The sequence below is a fragment of the Clostridium sp. BSD2780061688st1 H5 genome, from assembly GCF_005845155.1.
In the GTDB taxonomy this organism is placed as follows: Bacteria; Bacillota; Clostridia; order Lachnospirales; family Lachnospiraceae; genus Claveliimonas; species Claveliimonas intestinigallinarum.
This window is the reverse complement of record NZ_SPGT01000006.1, coordinates 113,321-129,948: the sequence shown is the minus strand read 5'-3', so window position 1 is coordinate 129,948 and position 16,628 is coordinate 113,321. Positions and strand designations below refer to the sequence as shown.

19 protein-coding genes are annotated in these 16,628 nt (G+C 56.1%); all 19 read left to right on the top strand.

The annotated features are described in order from the left end of the window. Positions 1-14: 14 nt before the first annotated feature. The 19 genes from nusA to FGQ86_RS05740 all read left to right on the top strand — a co-directional run bounded on the left by nusA (position 15) and on the right by FGQ86_RS05740 (position 16,628). Positions 15-1,289 carry a transcription termination factor NusA gene (gene nusA / locus FGQ86_RS05830; protein ID WP_138303194.1) on the top strand — a complete coding sequence of 425 codons (1,275 nt, stop codon included), beginning with the start codon at positions 15-17 and terminating at the stop codon, positions 1,287-1,289. A 32-nt stretch (positions 1,290-1,321) separates the two neighbouring features. Further along, positions 1,322-1,576: a YlxR family protein gene (locus FGQ86_RS05825; RefSeq protein ID WP_138303207.1), complete on the top strand. Its 255-nt coding sequence runs from the start codon at positions 1,322-1,324 to the stop codon at positions 1,574-1,576. After that, the gene (locus FGQ86_RS05820) at positions 1,563-1,874 is read left to right on the top strand and encodes a ribosomal L7Ae/L30e/S12e/Gadd45 family protein (protein WP_033125518.1); all 312 of its coding nucleotides are present in this window, start codon (positions 1,563-1,565) and stop codon (positions 1,872-1,874) included. The genes FGQ86_RS05825 and FGQ86_RS05820 overlap by 14 nt, the downstream gene beginning before the upstream one ends. 26 nt (positions 1,875-1,900) lie before the next feature. Beyond that, complete coding sequence (gene infB / locus FGQ86_RS05815; protein WP_138303193.1) at positions 1,901-4,627, top strand: translation initiation factor IF-2; 2,727 nt, start codon at positions 1,901-1,903, stop codon at positions 4,625-4,627. Positions 4,628-4,664: 37 nt separating this feature from the next. After that, entirely contained in the window at positions 4,665-5,051 is a 387-nt protein-coding gene (gene rbfA, locus FGQ86_RS05810) for a 30S ribosome-binding factor RbfA (RefSeq protein ID WP_138303192.1), read from the top strand. Then, the gene (locus FGQ86_RS05805) at positions 5,041-6,021 is read left to right on the top strand and encodes a bifunctional oligoribonuclease/PAP phosphatase NrnA (protein WP_138303191.1); all 981 of its coding nucleotides are present in this window, start codon (positions 5,041-5,043) and stop codon (positions 6,019-6,021) included. Before rbfA ends, FGQ86_RS05805 begins: the two co-directional genes overlap by 11 nt. A 3-nt stretch (positions 6,022-6,024) precedes the next feature. Next, positions 6,025-6,912 (top strand): tRNA pseudouridine(55) synthase TruB, encoded by an 888-nt coding sequence (gene truB, locus FGQ86_RS05800; RefSeq protein ID WP_138303190.1) that lies wholly within the window; start codon positions 6,025-6,027, stop codon positions 6,910-6,912. A gap of 36 nt (positions 6,913-6,948) precedes the next feature. Beyond that, complete coding sequence (locus FGQ86_RS05795) at positions 6,949-7,875, top strand: bifunctional riboflavin kinase/FAD synthetase (RefSeq protein ID WP_138303189.1); 927 nt, start codon at positions 6,949-6,951, stop codon at positions 7,873-7,875. Between the two features lie 146 nt (positions 7,876-8,021). After that, positions 8,022-8,288, top strand: a complete 267-nt coding sequence (gene rpsO, locus FGQ86_RS05790) for a 30S ribosomal protein S15 (RefSeq protein WP_033125523.1) — start codon at positions 8,022-8,024, stop codon at positions 8,286-8,288. Positions 8,289-8,492: 204 nt separating this feature from the next. Continuing rightward, a complete protein-coding gene (locus tag FGQ86_RS05785) occupies positions 8,493-10,580 on the top strand; it encodes a polyribonucleotide nucleotidyltransferase (protein WP_138303188.1) in 2,088 nt (695 codons plus the stop codon). 170 nt (positions 10,581-10,750) lie between these two features. Further along, complete coding sequence (spoIIIAA, locus tag FGQ86_RS05780) at positions 10,751-11,668, top strand: stage III sporulation protein AA (RefSeq protein WP_033125525.1); 918 nt, start codon at positions 10,751-10,753, stop codon at positions 11,666-11,668. Then, positions 11,665-12,183, top strand: a complete 519-nt coding sequence (locus tag FGQ86_RS05775) for a stage III sporulation protein AB (RefSeq protein WP_033125526.1) — start codon at positions 11,665-11,667, stop codon at positions 12,181-12,183. The genes spoIIIAA and FGQ86_RS05775 overlap by 4 nt, the downstream gene beginning before the upstream one ends. A gap of 9 nt (positions 12,184-12,192) precedes the next feature. Further along, positions 12,193-12,387 carry a stage III sporulation protein AC gene (gene spoIIIAC / locus FGQ86_RS05770; RefSeq protein ID WP_033125527.1) on the top strand — a complete coding sequence of 65 codons (195 nt, stop codon included), beginning with the start codon at positions 12,193-12,195 and terminating at the stop codon, positions 12,385-12,387. Positions 12,388-12,441: 54 nt separating this feature from the next. Next, entirely contained in the window at positions 12,442-12,828 is a 387-nt protein-coding gene (locus tag FGQ86_RS05765) for a SpoIIIAC/SpoIIIAD family protein (RefSeq protein WP_033125528.1), read from the top strand. Then, complete coding sequence (locus tag FGQ86_RS05760; protein ID WP_138303187.1) at positions 12,825-14,036, top strand: stage III sporulation protein AE; 1,212 nt, start codon at positions 12,825-12,827, stop codon at positions 14,034-14,036. The genes FGQ86_RS05765 and FGQ86_RS05760 overlap by 4 nt, the downstream gene beginning before the upstream one ends. 40 nt (positions 14,037-14,076) lie before the next feature. Then, positions 14,077-14,481, top strand: a complete 405-nt coding sequence (locus FGQ86_RS05755) for a stage III sporulation protein AF (RefSeq protein WP_033125530.1) — start codon at positions 14,077-14,079, stop codon at positions 14,479-14,481. Continuing rightward, the gene (locus tag FGQ86_RS05750; protein WP_243127174.1) at positions 14,471-15,091 is read left to right on the top strand and encodes a stage III sporulation protein AG; all 621 of its coding nucleotides are present in this window, start codon (positions 14,471-14,473) and stop codon (positions 15,089-15,091) included. Before FGQ86_RS05755 ends, FGQ86_RS05750 begins: the two co-directional genes overlap by 11 nt. A gap of 12 nt (positions 15,092-15,103) precedes the next feature. Then, a complete protein-coding gene (locus tag FGQ86_RS05745) occupies positions 15,104-15,760 on the top strand; it encodes a SpoIIIAH-like family protein (protein ID WP_138303186.1) in 657 nt (218 codons plus the stop codon). Positions 15,761-15,857: 97 nt separating this feature from the next. Beyond that, positions 15,858-16,628 carry a lamin tail domain-containing protein gene (locus FGQ86_RS05740; protein WP_138303185.1) on the top strand — a complete coding sequence of 257 codons (771 nt, stop codon included), beginning with the start codon at positions 15,858-15,860 and terminating at the stop codon, positions 16,626-16,628.

Sequence of the window (16,628 nt, the reverse complement as noted above, 5' to 3'; positions counted from 1 at the left end):
AGGAGGAAAGACACATGAACACAGAATTACTGGAAGCGTTGAATATTTTGGAAAAGGAAAAGGACATCAGCAAGGATACACTGATGGATGCCATTGAGAATTCTCTCATCAATGCCTGCAAGAACCATTTTGGAAAGGCGGACAATATCAAGGTCATCATGGACAGAGAGACATGCGACTACAAGCTTCTGCAGGAGAAGACGGTTGTGGAGGAAGTGGAAGACAAGGTGGAGGAGATCAGCCTCGAGGACGCCAAGAACATTGACAGCAAATACGAGCTGGGCGATGTGGTCCAGATCCCGGTAGAGTCCAAATCCTTCGGCCGTATCGCCACACAGAACGCCAAGAACCTCATTCTTCAGAAGATCCGCGAGGAGGAGAGAAAGGTCATCTACGACCAGTATTTTGAGAAAGAGAAGGATATCGTGACAGGTATCGTTCAGCGCTATGTCGGAAAGAACATCAGCATCAACCTGGGTAAGGCGGACGCCATGCTGACAGAGAACGAGCAGGTGAAGGGCGAGGTGTTCAAGCCCACTGAGCGCATCAAGCTCTACGTGGTGGAGGTTAAAAACACCACAAAAGGGCCGAAGATCCTCGTGTCACGTACACACCCGGAGCTGGTAAAACGGCTTTTTGAGGCGGAGGTCACCGAGGTGAAGGATGGCATCGTGGAGATCAAGAGCATTGCCAGAGAGGCTGGAAGCCGTACAAAGATCGCTGTCTGGTCCAATGATCCGGACGTAGATCCGGTGGGAGCCTGCGTGGGCATGAACGGTGCCAGGGTCAACGCCATTGTAAATGAGCTGAGAGGCGAGAAGATCGACATCATCAACTGGGATGAGAACCCGGGTATCCTGATCGAGAACGCTCTGAGCCCGGCCAAGGTCATCTCCGTTATGGCTGACCCGGACGAGAAGACGGCCAGCGTCATCGTGCCGGATTACCAGCTCTCACTTGCCATCGGCAAAGAGGGACAGAACGCAAGGCTTGCGGCCCGTCTGACCGGCTACAAGATCGACATCAAGAGCGAGACACAGGCCATTGAGTCCGGCGAGCTCCCGGAGAACTACATGGAGCTGGGCGAAGGCGTATACGAGGAGGAAGTATACGAGGACGGCTACGATGAGGCTTACGATGACAGCTATGATGAGAACTACGATGACTACGGCTATGAAGAGGACGGCTACGGCGAAGAGGATGAGGAGTACGGCGACGGCTATGACCAGGAGGATGAGCCGTACAGCGAAGACCAGGATGACATAGAATTCCACGAGACAGAAGAATAGGTGATTATTTGAGCAATAATAAAAAAGTTCCCATGCGCAAATGCGTGGGGTGCCAGGAAATGAAGAGTAAAAAAGAGATGCTGCGCGTTATCAGAACCCGGGAAGGAGAGTTCCTGCTGGATGCAACCGGAAAGAAGAACGGCAGGGGAGCCTATATCTGCCCTTCCTCTGAGTGCCTCGCGAAAGCCATCAGGCAGAAGGGGCTGGAGCGGTCATTCAAGCAGGCGATCCCGCAGGAGGTCTACGAGATGCTGGAAAGGGAGATGAGAGAGATTGAGTCAAAGTAAAGCCCTGTCCATGATCGGACTTGCGACCAAGGCCGGAAAGACGGCGAGCGGGGAGTTCTGTACGGAGAAAGAGGTAAAGACAGGAAGAGCTGCACTTGTCATCGTCGCCGGCGATGCGTCGGATAATACAAAGAAAAAATTCCGGAATATGTGCGAGTATTACAAGGTGCCCATCTGTTTTTATGCGGATAAGGATACGCTTGGCCACGCCATGGGAAAAGAATTCCGGGCATCTCTGGCAGTCCTGGACGCCGGGTTTGCAAAAGGGATCATGAAACATCTGGATACGGAAAGATAATGATGCTGCATAGAGGAGGTATTTGCATGTCGAAAATTAGAGTGTATGAGCTTGCCAAGGAGCTCGACAGATCCAGCAAGGAGCTGATGGAGTTTCTAGCAGAGAAAAATATAACAGTAAAAAGCAATATGAGCTCCCTGGAGGAAGAGGAGACTCAGATGCTGAGAAAGGCATTTGGAAAGAAGAAAGAGGAGGCTCCAAAGAAGGAAGAGGCTCCCAGGAAGAAGAACATTGTCCATGTCTTCCGTCCTCAGAACAGCCGCGACGGAAAGAACCTGATGCGCCAGGGAAGGGCTCAGGGACAGAAGGGAGCCGGCGCGCGTCCGGCAGCACCCGGGGAGAGACCGCAGGCAGGACGTCCGGGGGCAAGACCACAGGGCGACAGACCGGAGAGAGCCCAGGGAGGGGCGCGCCCGGCAGGATGCCCGGAGAGGCCGCAGACAGAGCGGGCTCACAGCGACAGACAGAGGGCAGAAGGACGTCCACAGGGCGACAGACCGGAGAGAGCCCAGGGAGGAACACGTCCGGCAGGAGGAGCTGAGAGAAGCCAGGGCGGCGCGCGCCCGGCAGGACGTTCAGACAGACCTCAGGGGACAAGAGGCGGCGACAGAAGAGACGGACGCCCCCAGGGAAGACCCTCTCAGGACAGAAGAGACGACCGGCGTGACGGCGGCGAGAGAGGCGACAGAAGGCCGGGACAGCGCTCCGGCAGAGGCTTTGAGGGAGAGAGAAGAGACGACAGACAGGGCAGCCGTGACAGCAGAGGCGGACGCTTTGGCGACAACAAGGACCGCCAGCCCAGAAAGAATTCCTCTATCCCCGCGCCTGCCCTGGAGGGACAGAAGCCCCAGAGAGCAAAGGGAAAGGGCAAGGACGATTACAGGAAGAAGGATTACCGCGGCGACGAGGACGACAGAATGACAAAGGGCAAGGGCAAGAAGCAGGAGTCCAAGAACCAGCTTCAGAAGCCGCAGCATAAGGAGCAGAAGCAGGAAGAGCAGATCAAGTCCATCGTCATCCCTGAGGTGCTGACCATCCAGGAACTGGCAGACAAGATGAAGGTCGTTCCGTCTGTTATCATAAAGAAGCTGTTTATGCAGGGCAAGATCGTCACAGTAAACCAGGAGATCGACTATGACACAGCGGAGGAGATTGCCCTTGAGTTTGACATCCTCTGCGAGAAGGAAGAGGTAGTGGACGTGATCGAGGAGCTCCTCAAGGAAGAGGAGGAGGACGAGAAGAAGATGAAGAAGCGTCCTCCGGTAGTCTGTGTCATGGGTCATGTAGACCACGGCAAGACCTCCCTTCTGGATGCCATCCGCCACACGAACGTGACAGACAGAGAGGCCGGCGGTATCACCCAGCACATCGGAGCCTACGTGGTGGAGGTAAACGGGGAGAAGATCACATTCCTGGATACACCGGGACATGAGGCGTTTACCGCCATGCGTATGCGCGGCGCCAACTCCACAGATATCGCCATCCTGGTGGTGGCTGCGGACGACGGCGTGATGCCCCAGACAGTGGAGGCCATCAACCATGCCAAGGCCGCGGGAGTCGAGATCATCGTTGCCATCAACAAGATCGACAAGCCCAGCGCCAACATTGACCGGGTGAAGCAGGAGCTGGCAGAGCACGAGCTGATCCCCGAGGACTGGGGCGGAAGCACAGTGTTCGTACCTGTGTCCGCCAAGACAGGCGAGGGACTCTCTGACCTCATGGAGATGATCATCCTGACTGCGGAGATGATGGAGCTGAAGGCGAACCCCAACCGCCGGGCAAGGGGACTTGTGATCGAGGCGCAGCTGGATAAGGGAAGAGGCCCGGTTGCCACTGTACTCGTGCAGAAGGGAACTCTCCGGGTAGGCGATCCGGTTGCGGCCGGCAGCTCATTCGGAAAGGTGAGAGCCATGATGGACGACAAGGGAAGACGGGTCAAGGAGGCCGGTCCTTCCATGCCGGTGGAGATCCTGGGTCTCAACGACGTCCCCAACGCGGGGGAGGTCCTTGTGGGCTGCAAGAACGAGAAGGAGGCCCGCAGCTTTGCGGACACCTTTATTTCACAGAACAAGGCGAAGCTTCTGGAGGAGACAAAATCCAAGCTGTCTCTTGACGATCTGTTTACCCAGATCAAGGAGGGCAATCTGAAAGAGCTGGGCATCGTCGTGAAGGCTGATGTACAGGGCTCTGTGGAGGCCCTGAAGCAGAGCCTCCTGAAGCTGTCCAACGACGAGGTGGTTGTGAAGGTCATCCACGGAGGAGTGGGAGCCATCAACGAGTCGGATGTCAGCCTTGCCTCTGCCTCCAACGCCATCATTATCGGATTTAACGTGCGTCCGGATGCTGTGGCCAAGGAGACGGCTGAGAGAGAAGGAGTGGATATCCGCCTGTACCGCGTGATCTATAATGCCATCGAGGATGTGGAGGCAGCCATGAAGGGTATGCTGGATCCCGTCTTCGAGGAGAAGGTGCTGGGACATGCGGAGATTCGTCAGACCTTCAAGGCATCCGGCGTGGGAACCATCGGCGGAGCCTATGTGATGGACGGAACATTTGAGAGAGACTGTCAGGCGAGGATCATTCGTGACGGCGTTGTCATCTACGACGGCAAGCTTGCGTCCTTAAAGAGATTTAAGGACGATGTCAAAGAGGTGAGATCCGGATACGAGTGCGGCTTTGTCTTTGAGAATTACAATGATATTAAAGAGGGAGACCAGGTGGAGGCCTACAAGATGGTTGAGATTCCGAGATAGGCTTCCCGTCTGGCTGCCGCAGTAAGGAGAGAGATCTATGAGAAAGAACAGCATTAAGAATACAAGAGTCAACACGGAAGTGCTAAGGGAACTCTCCAACATCCTCAGGGGCGGCATCAAGGATCCGCGGATCGCGCCGTGGACCTCTGTCGTCGCTGTGGAGGTGGCCCCGGATTTAAAGACCTGCAAGGCCTACATCAGCGTGCTGGGAGACGAGAAGGCCCAGGCTGATACCATTACCGGCCTGAAAAGCGCGGAGGGCTATATCCGGAGGGAGCTGGCACATACACTGAACATGAGAAACACGCCGGAGATCCGGTTCATTCTGGATCAGTCCATTGAGTACGGCGTCAATATGTCCAAAAAGATAGCAGACGTAACCAAAGGCATGGATCAAAAAGGAGATGCGGAGGATGCAGAATAAACTGGCAGAACTTCTGGAGGGAAAGACCTCTGTTGCAATAGGCGGACACGTGCGGCCCGACGGCGACTGCGTCGGCGCCTGCATGGGGCTTTACCAGTATTTGAGAAACAACTATAAAGACATAGAGACAGACGTGTACCTGGAGGAGATCCCCTCCCATTTCTCCTTTGTGAAGGGGACCGGGGATATCCGCCATCAGGTGCAGCCGGGAAAAACCTACGACCTGTTTATCTGTCTGGACTGCGGAGATGCGGAGAGGCTGGGCTTCTCCGGCCCTCTCTTCGAGAGCGCAGCGCAGACTTTCTGTGTGGATCACCATATCAGCAACCAGGCCTTTGCGGATGAAAACTATATCGTGCCGGACGCAAGCTCCACCTCGGAGCTGGTCTTCCATCTCCTGGACAGAGAAAAGATAACAAAGGAGATCGCGGAGGCCCTCTACATAGGGATCGTGCACGACACCGGCGTGTTCCAGTATTCCTGCGCAGGGCCGGAGACCTTCCGCATAGCGGCGGACCTGCTGGAGAAGGGAGTGGATGCGCCATCCATCATAGAGAGGACCTATTGTGAAAAGAGCTATGCCCAGAACCAGATCCTGGGACGGGCGCTTCTTGAGAGCATTGTCTTTATGCATGGACAGTGCATTTTCTCCTCAGTCTCCCAGGCGGTGATGAAATTTTACGGTGTGACACCCAAGGAGCTGGATGGAATCGTCAGCCAGCTTCGGATCACGAAGGGCGTGGAGGTGGCCATTTTCCTCTATGAGCAGGAGCCAAATGTCTACAAGGTCAGCCTCCGGTCAAAGGAGAAGGTGGATGTCAGCAGGGTGGCTGTCTACTTTGGAGGCGGCGGCCACGTGAAGGCGGCCGGCTGCACCATGCCCGGCACAGTCCACGATGTGATCAACAACCTGGCAGGGCAGATCGCCCTCCAGCTTGAACCGGAAGAAACGAAGACAGAAGAGGCATAACGCATGTTGGACGGCATTTTCAATGTTTATAAAGAGAAAGGCTACACATCCCACGATGTGGTGGCAAGGCTGAGAGGCATTGCCGGGCAGAAAAAAGTCGGGCATACAGGGACGCTGGATCCGGATGCGGAGGGCGTCCTTCCCGTCTGTCTGGGAAAGGCCACCAAGGTGTGCGACGTGCTGACAGACAAAAGCAAGACCTATCAGGCAGTACTGCTGCTGGGACGGAGAACAGACACCCAGGATATATCCGGGGCCTGCCTGGAGGAGAGAGATACTTCGGGACTTGCAAAGGAGACTGTCAGAAGAGCGGTGGAGAGCTTCCTGGGGGACTATATGCAGACGCCTCCCATGTACTCCGCCTTAAAGGTAGATGGAAAAAAGCTCTACGAACTGGCCCGGGAGGGAAAGACGGTGGAGCGCAAAGCCCGGAAGGTACAGATTCACAGGATAGAGATCAGGAAGATGGATCTGCCCCGGGTCTGGATCGAGGTGGAGTGCTCCAAGGGAACCTACATCCGCACCCTCTGCGATGACATCGGGGAGCTGCTGGGCGTGGGGGGATGCATGGAGGAGCTTCTGCGCACCAGAGTGGGACATTTCAGGATAGAGGACAGCGTAAGGCTCTCGGAGCTTGAGAGGTACAGGGAGGAGGGCACGTTTGAGGAGCATCTCATACCTGTGGACAGCGTGTTCGCGGACTGTCCCAGGCTGGACGTGCCAGAGCGCCTGGAGCCTCTTTTATACAACGGCAATCCTCTCCGCCTTCCGGAGGGGGAGGACGGTCAGCTGGTGCGCGTGTACGACAGCCGGGGCCGGTTCATTGCGCTGTACCGCTATCAGCAGAAAAAGCATATTTACAAAAATGAAAAGATGTTCTTCAGCCCATAGAGGCAGGACAGGACAGAGGACAAAGAAGGGATCGCAATGCAGTATATAAATGGACTGGAGACCTTCAGCGCGGCAGGCAGGAGCGCTGTGACGCTGGGGAAATTTGACGGCCTGCACAAGGGACATCAGAAGCTTGTGGAGAAAGTAACAGAATACGGCAGGGCAGACGGGCTGAACAGCATTGTATGTGCCTTTGACATGGAGCCCCTGTGCCGGCGTCTGAACCGCCCTTACCAGGTGCTGATGACACAGGAGGAAAGAAAGAGGCATCTGGAGGGACAGGTGGACTATCTGGTTAGCTGCCCCTTTACCGAGAGCTTCAGCCAGATGAGCGCGGAGGATTTTATCCGGGATGTGATCGCCGGACTTTTCCAGGCAGCATACGTGGTGGTGGGTACTGATTTTCATTTCGGCTATCAGAAGAGAGGGGACGTGCACATGCTGGCCGCCTATCAGCATATCTATGACTATCAGCTTGAGGTGGTGGACAAGGAGCGATACGAGGACCGGGAGATCAGCAGCACCTTTGTGAAGGAGGCGCTGGCGGCTGGGGACATGGCTCTGGCCGAGACACTCCTGGGCTATCCCTACGAGCTGGAGGGGACGGTGGAGCACGGGAAAAAGCTGGGCCGCACCCTGGGCTTTCCCACCTTCAATGTGGAGCCGCCGAAGGAGAAGCTCCTCCCCCCTAACGGCGTCTATCTGGAGCAGGTGGAGGTGGATGGAAGCTGGTACAACGCCATCGGCAACCTGGGCGTCAAGCCCACGGTGACGGACAGCGGCAGGATGCTTGTGGAGAGCTTTCTCCTTGACTACAGCGGCAACGCCTACGGGAAGCGCGTGAAGATCAGGCTCAGGGCCTTCCGCCGTCCGGAGCAGAGGTTTCGGGACGTGGAGGAGATGAAGCGCCATGTGGACATGGATATTGCCTGCGGAAGAGAGTTTTTCGCCGGCTCAAAGTAGAAACTTAAAGTAAAAAAGTGTTTACTTTCCCATCTGCATATGCTATACTACGCAAGTGGTAAAAAGACAGCCGGCGTTCGGTAAAAGGAAGACTCCGACCATTACTTAATGCCTGGCCAAGTATCAGAAAAAGGAGGAAATGAAACATGATTTCAAAAGAGCAGAAAGCACAGATCATCGCTGAGTATGGAAGAGGAGAGGGAGACACAGGTTCTCCGGAGGTACAGATCGCTATCCTGACAGCCAGGATCAACGACCTGACAGACCACTTCAAGGCAAACCCGAAGGATCACCACTCAAGAAGAGGACTTCTGAAGATGGTTGGTCAGAGAAGAGGCCTTCTCGCTTATCTGAAAAAGAAAGATATCGAGAGATACCGTGCACTGATCGAGAGACTTGGTCTGAGAAAATAATCGGATCGCAAGATACAGAGGGACACCCAAAATGGGCGTCCCTTTTTCTTGCCTGTCAGTCATTTCTATGATATAATAACTTAGATTGTGGGCAGGGATAAATTCCGAGACCACTGAAAAGCACAGTTGCCCCGGCAAATATGTTTTTCAGTAGTTTCGGTTTTGCCTGCCCCGGCTGAATACTATTTTTAAAAGGAGAATGACATGTATAAGAAGTATGAAATGGAATTAGCCGGAAGAACACTCCGTGTCGATGTGGACAGAGTGGCCAAGCAGGCCAACGGCGCTGTGCTCATGCACTATGGCGACACGACGGTTCTTTGTACGGCAACCGCATCTGAGAAACCCCGGGAGGGCATTGATTTCTTCCCGCTGAGCGTTGAGTACAATGAGAGAATGTACGCTGTCGGAAAGATCCCGGGCGGATTTAACAAGCGTGAGGGAAAGGCTTCCGAGAACGCCATCCTCACAGACCGCGTCATCGACCGGCCTATGCGCCCCCTTTTCCCCAAGGACTACAGAAACGATGTAACGCTGGAGAACCTGGTGCTGTCTGTGGATCAGGACTGTGCGCCTGAGCTGACGGCCATGCTGGGAGCTGCCATCGCCACATGTATTTCCGACATCCCCTTTGACGGCCCTATCTCCACCACGCAGGTGGGTCTGGTGGACGGCGAGTTCGTGTTCAACCCAACCGCAGACCAGAGAGAGGCTTCCGACCTGGCCCTCACCGTGGCATCCACAAAGGAGAAGGTGATCATGATCGAGGCCGGAGCAAACGAGGTTCCGGAGGACAAGATGGTCGAGGCCATCTTTGCGGCCCATGAGCTGAACCAGAAGGTCATCGCCTTCATTGAGACCATCGTTGCTGAGTGCGGAAAGCCGAAGCACTCCTATGAGAGCTTTGCCGTTCCCCAGGAGCTGTTTGACGACATCCAGAAGGTGGTTCCGCCCCAGGAGATGGAGGAGGCAGTCTTCACGGACGACAAGCAGACAAGAGAGGAGAATATCCGCCAGGTGACAGAGAAGCTGGAGGAGGCTTTTGCAGACAACGAGGAGTATCTGGAGAAGCTGTCTGAGGCAGTGTACCAGTATCAGAAAAAGACGGTGCGCAAGATGATCCTGAAGGATCACAAGCGCCCGGACGGAAGGGCCATCGACCAGATCCGTCCCCTCTCCGCAGAGGTGGATCTGATCCCGAGAGTGCACGGCTCCGCCATGTTTACGAGAGGACAGACACAGATCTGCACAGTGACTACACTGGCGCCTCTGTCTGAGGCGCAGCGCCTGGACGGGCTGGACGAGCGTGAGACATCCAAGCGCTATATGCACCACTACAATTTCCCGTCCTACTCTGTAGGTGAGACAAGACCTTCCAGAGGACCGGGACGCCGCGAGATCGGTCACGGAGCTCTGGCTGAGAGAGCGCTTATACCTGTACTTCCCAGCGAGAGCGAGTTCCCTTATGCTATCCGTACAGTGTCCGAGACATTTGAGTCCAACGGTTCCACATCCCAGGCCAGCGTGTGCGCCTCCTCCATGTCGCTGATGGCGGCGGGCGTGCCCATCAAATCCGCAGTTGCGGGTATCTCCGCAGGCCTGGTGACAGGGGAGACAGATGACGATTACCTGGTGCTGACAGACATTCAGGGACTGGAGGACTTCTTCGGGGATATGGACTTCAAGGTGGCAGGTACACACAAGGGTATCACAGCCATCCAGATGGATATTAAGATCCACGGACTGACAAGGCCCATCATCGAGGAGGCCATTGCAGCCACAAAGAAGGCAAGAACCTACATCCTGGACGAGGTGATGGCAAAGACTATCGCTGAGCCAAGACCGGAGGTGGGCCCCTATGCGCCGAAGATCATCCAGATGCAGATCGATCCCCAGAAGATCGGTGATGTGGTTGGCCAGAGAGGAAAGACCATCAATGCCATCATCGAGGAGACCGGCGTGAAGATCGATATTGAGGACGACGGCTCTGTATCCATCTGCGGAACAGAGAGCGAGTCCATGGAGAGGGCGAGACGCCTTATCGAGATCATCGTCACAGACTTTGAGGCCGGACAGGTGCTGGAAGGAAAGGTTGTCAGCATCAAAGAGTTTGGCGCTTTCCTTGAGTTTGCTCCTGGAAAAGAGGGAATGGTACACATTTCCAAGATCTCCAAGCAGCACATCAAGCAGGTGGAGGACGTGCTCACCCTGGGCGATGTGGTGAAGGTCGTATGCCTCGGAAAGGACAAGATGGGACGCTTCTCCTTCAGTATGAAGGACGTGGCGCAGTAGAGACAGACCGCGCAGGATATAGAAGAATACAGAAAGCTATCAATGCAAAAAAGGCATGCTTCATCCCCTTTTATGGGCTCTGAGGCATGCCTTTTTATTGTGGGTTTTGAAAGCTGACAGGAATAAATGATTGTCCACAACATATATATGGGTTAAAGAGGTGGACAAAGATGCAGAAAGAAAGAGTGTGGAGCATCCTCCCGGAGAGGGTGCGGCAGGTGCTGGATAAAGAGGTTACAAATTATGACGAGCTTCAGGAGATCAAGCTCCGTACCGGTCAGCCGCTGCTGATCAGGTGCCGCGGGGAGGAGAGGATCCCCGGCAGGGGCCACCCCTATGTGGTGACGGCAAGAGATGTGAGGGAGGCCGTGGATTACACGAGCAACTTCTCCCTCTACGCCTATGAGGATGAGATGAGGCAGGGATTTATCACGATAGAGGGAGGACACAGAGTGGGCATGACAGGGCAGGTCATACTGGACGGAGGGCATGTGAAAAATCTGAAGTATATCTCCTCGGTCAACATCCGCATTTCCCACGAGATAGAAGGGTGCGCGGACAAGATCATGCCCTATGTGGTCCGGGGCGGCAGGGTGGCGCACACCCTGATCCTCTCGCCGCCGGGATGCGGAAAGACGACCCTTCTGCGGGACATGGTCCGGCAGATTTCCGACGGAAACCAGCTTGTAAAGGGCATGACAGTGGGTGTGGTGGACGAGCGGTCAGAGATCGCGGGCTGCTGGAGGGGAGTGGCCCAAAATCATCTGGGCATACGCACAGATGTGCTGGACGGATGCCCCAAGGCGGAGGGCATGATCATGCTGATCCGCTCCATGGCGCCCCAGGTGATCGCTGTGGATGAGATAGGTGCCCAGGAGGATGTGCACGCTATAGAGTACGCCATGCACTGCGGCTGTAAGCTGATCGCCACCATGCACGGCGCCTCCATTGAAGAGCTGAGGAAGAAGCCGGTATCCAGAAAAATGATTGACGAGAAGCGCTTTGAGCGGTACATCGTCCTGGAGGGAAGAGGACAGATAGAGGGCATATACGACGAGTACGGGCGGCCCGTGAGGAGGGAGGGATGATCCGGCTGGCCGGCGGATTTCTTGTCATCGGCACAGCTTCTCTGTTCGGCTTTCGGGCAGCGGACACGCTTGAGGAGGAGTACCGGCAGATGCAGGACATCCGCAGGATCGTGTACATGCTCCAGGGGGAGATCCGGTACGCCAGATCCTTTCTATCGGAGGCCTTCCTTGCCATCGCGGCAAACCAGGAGGAGCCTTACCGGTCCTGGCTCCTCAGTATGCAGGAGAAAATGGACCTGCGGGAGGAGGGCTCTTTGCCCTGTATCTGGGAGGAGACAGCCAGAGAGCACCTTGCCAGGCTGGCACTGAAGGAGGGGGAGAAGAGGAGGCTGTACGCCCTGGGGCGTTACCTGGGGACAGCGGATGTGAAGATGCAGATCTCCCACCTGCAGATGTACGCGGAGCACCTGGAGACGCGGATGGAGGAAATGCAGCAGACCATGCAGACACAGAAAAAGCTTTACAGGGTCCTCGGCATGTCCGGCGGTATCCTGCTGGCAATCCTGCTCATATAGGAGGAGAAGATGGAAGTAGATCTGATATTTAAAATTGCGGCAGTTGGCATCCTTGTCTCTGTGCTGAGCCAGGTGCTGAAGCACAGCGGCAGGGAAGAGCAGGCCTTTCTCACAAGCCTGGCGGGACTCCTCCTTGTACTGTTCTGGATCGTGCCCTACATTTATGATCTGTTTGCAGCCATACAGGGCCTGTTTTCGCTGTAGAGCCCTTTGCTCTGACAGCGTGGCGGACGCCGAGGGAAGACAAGGTGATGGAAGATGGACATTTTACAGATTGCCCTGCTGGGGGTGGCGGGAACGCTCCTGGCCATCCAGTTCAAGGGTGGAAAAACAGAATACGGGATATATATCTGCGCCGGCATCAGCCTTCTCATCTTTTTTGCTGTCCTTGACAGGATCGCGGCGGTGGTGGCCCGCCTGGACGAGATCACAGCCTACATTGATCTGGCTCCGGCCTACATAGAGATGCTGCTGAAAATGCTGGGGATCACTTTTGTGGCTGAATTTTCCTCGGCCCTGTGCAGGGATGCAGGCTATCAGACCATTGCCCAGCAGATCGAAGTGTTTGCCAAGCTGGCGGTTCTCGTGCTGGGCCTGCCGGTGGTGTTCTCGCTGCTGGAGCTGATAGGGGAGTTTCTGTCATGAGCCACAGAAGAAAGGGAAGCCGCCTGCCATTACGGCGTCTGTGCCTCCTTCTGCCTGTCCTTGTCTGCTGCCTCCTCGCCTGCTGTCTCCTTGCTCCGGCCAGGAGCCTGGCGGCGGATACAGAAGAGAAGGAGCAGACGCAGACAACAGACCGGGCAGAGGAGATACTGGAGGAAGAGCTGGAACTGGATCAGATCAATGAGACGCTGGAGGAGATCTTCCCGGATGAAAAGCTGGACTTTGGAGAGACGGTCAGGGCTGTCATCACAGGAGACCTGTCCGTCTCGGTGGATCTCCTTGGGCGGCTCATATCGGATCAGCTCTTTCACGCCCTGGAGGTAAACCGGGAGAGTCTGATCCACATGGTCCTCATCGCGGTGATCGCGGCTGTGTTTGCCAATTTTGCGGAGGTCTTTCAGGCGCGCCAGATATCAGAGATCAGCTTCTATGTACTCTACATGCTTATGATCGCTCTCTGTCTGGGAGCCTTCCAGAGCGCAGCGGCCTGGGTGGAGGACGGGATCGGGCTTCTGACAGAATTTATGAAGGCCCTCTGTCCGGTCTACTTTATCGCTGTCTCCCTGGCAAAGGGGAGCATGACAGCCGCGGCGTTCTACAATCTGGCGCTTTTTGTCATCCTGCTGGTGGAGGTGTTTATGGTGAAGCTTCTGCTGCCTGCCCTTCACGTGTACATGATGATCAAGGTGCTGAACTATCTGTCCCAGGAGGAGTATCTGTCCAGATTTATCGAGCTGATCGAGACCATCGTGTCCTGGACTCTAAAGACTCTGCTGGCACTTGTCATCGGACTGAACACTATACAGGGGCTTATCGCCCCGGCTGTAGACAGCGTAAAGCGCAGTGTGCTGACCCGGGGCGTGGAGGCCATACCAGGCGTGGGAGACGCCATCGGCGGCACGGCGGAGGTCATCCTCGGGACGGCGGTGGTGGTCAAAAACGGCATTGGCATAGCCGGGGTGATCATCTGCTTTGCGCTTTGCATGGTGCCCCTTGTGCAGGCCGGTCTCATGGTGCTCATGTATAAGCTGGCCGCTGCGGTCCTGCAGCCTGTGTCGGACAAACGGCTCATCGGCTGCATCGGTGGAATGGCGGACGCCTGCCAGCTCCTGATGCGGCTCATCTTTACCGCCGGCATGCTCTTTCTCCTGACCGTGGCCATTGTGGCTGCTACCACGAACAGCGGATAGAGAGCAGGCAGGTAATAATCGTGAGAAAAGGAGGTGCGATATGCTGGAGCAGCTCTATGGGTGGATCAGGAGCCTCGCTTATTTTATGGTGTTCTCCGCTGTGCTCAGCCATGTGATCCCCGGCCAGGCCTACAAAAAATATATCCGCTTTTTCACAGGGCTCCTGCTCGTCATCCTCCTCCTGACGCCGGTCATGAAGCTGCTGGGCATGGGGCAGGAGTTCTCTGCCATCTACCAGGGCACTGCCTACGCGGAGGAGCTGCGGCAGATCCAGGAGGCGGGGGCCTACCTGGAGGATATCGGGTCAGGGGAGGGCCTGCCAGCGAATGGCGGAAAGCCGGACAGCGCGGAGCCGGGCCCCGAAGAGCCGGATACTAAAGAGTCGGAGGCAGAGGAGACAGGGGGCAACAGGATCAGTGTGGAGGAGATCAGGATTGGACAGTAAAAAAATCAAAGAATGGCTTGGAAAGCTGACGGCAGGAGGCGCCAGGACCTGGCTTCGGAAGGATCGGCTGCTGATCCTTCTCCTGGCGGGTGTGCTGCTGCTGGTGATCACCCTCCCCGTCTCAGACAAAAGCGGGGAGGAGGACTCCTCCCTGTCCCAGGGCGGGCAGGAGGCGGGCACCGGGCTTTCCGGAGGTGTGGACTATGCGCAGTACATGGAGAAAAGACTGGAGGAGGCCCTGTCAGAGGTGTCCGGCGTGGGGAAGGTGAAGGTCATGGTGACCCTCCGTTCCACCTCCGAGAAGGTAGTGGAGAAGGATGAGGAGCAGGAGAGCGAGACGGTGACAGAGCAGGACAGCCAGGGGGGAACACGCACCACAGCAAGGAGCAGCTCCAGCGGTACCACTGTATACGGTGAGCCTGGCAGCGGCACCTCCGCCGGGCAGGAGCCCTACGTGACAAAGGAGCTGACCCCTTCCGTGGAGGGGGTGGTGGTGATCGCCCAGGGCGGGGACCAGCCCGTCACCGTGCAGAACATAACGGAGGCGGTGCAGGCATTATTTAATGTAGACACGCATAAAATTAAGGTGATGAAGCTGAATGAAAATTAAGGAGGTAGCAGAGTGAAAAAAATATTCAGGAAAAACCAGATCATCATTGCGGCTCTTGCGGTCATGATCGCTGCGGCGGGGTATCTGAACTACTCGGGGCGGCTCTTCGGGGAGAAGGACGACGCGGCTCAGACGAGCGGGGATCTGGCCAGCCAGGAGCTTCTGGACATATCCGAGGAGGACGTGTCTGCCAGCTCGGACGACATTGAGAGCCAGGATATAGACGGGGACGCTGCCGGGACGGACGGGGAGACAGACGACGGAGGTGTGGACGGCACACCCGGCGAGGCTGTGCTGACAAGCGGGGATGCCAGCGCGGTGGTGGCAGAGGCGAAGGTGACAAGAGAGCAGGTGCGGGCAAAGAACAAGGAGGATCTCCTCTCCATCATTGACAACCAAAATCTGAGCGATGAGCAGAAGCAGGACGCTGTCAACCAGATGGTCCAGATGACTGATCTTGCGGAAAAGGAGGCGGCGTCCGAAACCCTGCTGGCCTCCAAGGGATTTACTGACGCGGTAGTCAGCCTGACGGCGGACAGCGCGGACGTGGTGGTCAGTGCCTCGGAGCTGTCGGACGCTAACCGGGCGCAGATCGAGGATATTATTACAAGAAAAACCGGGATTGCCGCCCAGAATATCGTCATCACACCCATCAACACAGCGGAGTAGCTTTACAAAGATTTAACGGAAAGCAAAGATGGATTTGAACTGGAGCTGTTAAGATAAGAACGAAGAAAGATACCAGGGGCAGAAAGGGAATGAGAGGATGACAGGGAGAGAGAAGAGGGCGCTTCGGGATGCGTTTATCAAGCTTTTGTCCGCCGCAGTGGTGGCCGCCGGTCTGGCCGGCATGTACGGCATGAGAGCGGGAGCTGTGCAGGCTCCGGCGAACAGGACGGCTTTCCAGGCAGAGGCAGAAGCTGTGGAAAAAACAGAGCCAGGACAACAGACAGGACAGCAGGGGAAGGTGATCATTTCCCAGTTCTACGGAGCCGGAGGCGGGGAGGGAGTCTTCTCCAACGACTTTGTAGAGCTCTACAACCCTGGAGACGAGGCCGTTCGTCTGGACGATTACATACTGGGCTACAGCTCGGGGGCCGTGGAGGACGAGGCCGGCTCCACCGTGGACAGCGACGGCGTGCGGACAGAGAGGACAGTCGGGCTGGCCGGATCCATACCGGCCCACGGCTACTATCTCGTGTGCGGCGCAGGCAATGTGCAGGAAGATAGAGCTTACCAGATAGAGAGCTTTAACAGGATGTGGCAGGATCTTGTGATCGATGACCAGCCCACGGTCACACTGAAGCTCTACGGGGGAGCGAACCTTGTAGATATGGTTTCCACAGAGGGGAGCAGCTGCCAGTATCTCGTCTCCGCCAGCACGTCTGTAGTCAATGGAGAGGCGGCAAGAGGGGAGAGTGGAAGAAGCGGAAAAGGGCTGCGGACCTTCTACTGGGACGGCAGGGTGACGCCGGAGTATGAAAACCTCTACGAGCCCCACAGCTCCTACGGGGCAGCGGACGGAGAAGGAAGATAA

What these genes read in the sequence shown, in the direction of transcription:
- FGQ86_RS05755 (WP_033125530.1), top strand. Translation starts at nt 14,077, where the DNA reads ATGCTGGAGCAGCTCTATGGGTGGATCAGGAGCCTCGCTTATTTTATG.
- spoIIIAC (WP_033125527.1), top strand. Translation starts at nt 12,193, where the DNA reads ATGGAAGTAGATCTGATATTTAAAATTGCGGCAGTTGGCATCCTTGTC.
- rpsO (WP_033125523.1), top strand. Translation starts at nt 8,022, where the DNA reads ATGATTTCAAAAGAGCAGAAAGCACAGATCATCGCTGAGTATGGAAGA.
- FGQ86_RS05760 (WP_138303187.1), top strand. Translation starts at nt 12,825, where the DNA reads ATGAGCCACAGAAGAAAGGGAAGCCGCCTGCCATTACGGCGTCTGTGC.
- FGQ86_RS05775 (WP_033125526.1), top strand. Translation starts at nt 11,665, where the DNA reads ATGATCCGGCTGGCCGGCGGATTTCTTGTCATCGGCACAGCTTCTCTG.
- FGQ86_RS05785 (WP_138303188.1), top strand. Translation starts at nt 8,493, where the DNA reads ATGTATAAGAAGTATGAAATGGAATTAGCCGGAAGAACACTCCGTGTC.
- FGQ86_RS05765 (WP_033125528.1), top strand. Translation starts at nt 12,442, where the DNA reads ATGGACATTTTACAGATTGCCCTGCTGGGGGTGGCGGGAACGCTCCTG.
- FGQ86_RS05740 (WP_138303185.1), top strand. Translation starts at nt 15,858, where the DNA reads ATGACAGGGAGAGAGAAGAGGGCGCTTCGGGATGCGTTTATCAAGCTT.
- FGQ86_RS05825 (WP_138303207.1), top strand. Translation starts at nt 1,322, where the DNA reads ATGCGCAAATGCGTGGGGTGCCAGGAAATGAAGAGTAAAAAAGAGATG.
- FGQ86_RS05805 (WP_138303191.1), top strand. Translation starts at nt 5,041, where the DNA reads ATGCAGAATAAACTGGCAGAACTTCTGGAGGGAAAGACCTCTGTTGCA.
- spoIIIAA (WP_033125525.1), top strand. Translation starts at nt 10,751, where the DNA reads ATGCAGAAAGAAAGAGTGTGGAGCATCCTCCCGGAGAGGGTGCGGCAG.
- nusA (WP_138303194.1), top strand. Translation starts at nt 15, where the DNA reads ATGAACACAGAATTACTGGAAGCGTTGAATATTTTGGAAAAGGAAAAG.
- infB (WP_138303193.1), top strand. Translation starts at nt 1,901, where the DNA reads ATGTCGAAAATTAGAGTGTATGAGCTTGCCAAGGAGCTCGACAGATCC.
- rbfA (WP_138303192.1), top strand. Translation starts at nt 4,665, where the DNA reads ATGAGAAAGAACAGCATTAAGAATACAAGAGTCAACACGGAAGTGCTA.
- FGQ86_RS05795 (WP_138303189.1), top strand. Translation starts at nt 6,949, where the DNA reads ATGCAGTATATAAATGGACTGGAGACCTTCAGCGCGGCAGGCAGGAGC.
- truB (WP_138303190.1), top strand. Translation starts at nt 6,025, where the DNA reads ATGTTGGACGGCATTTTCAATGTTTATAAAGAGAAAGGCTACACATCC.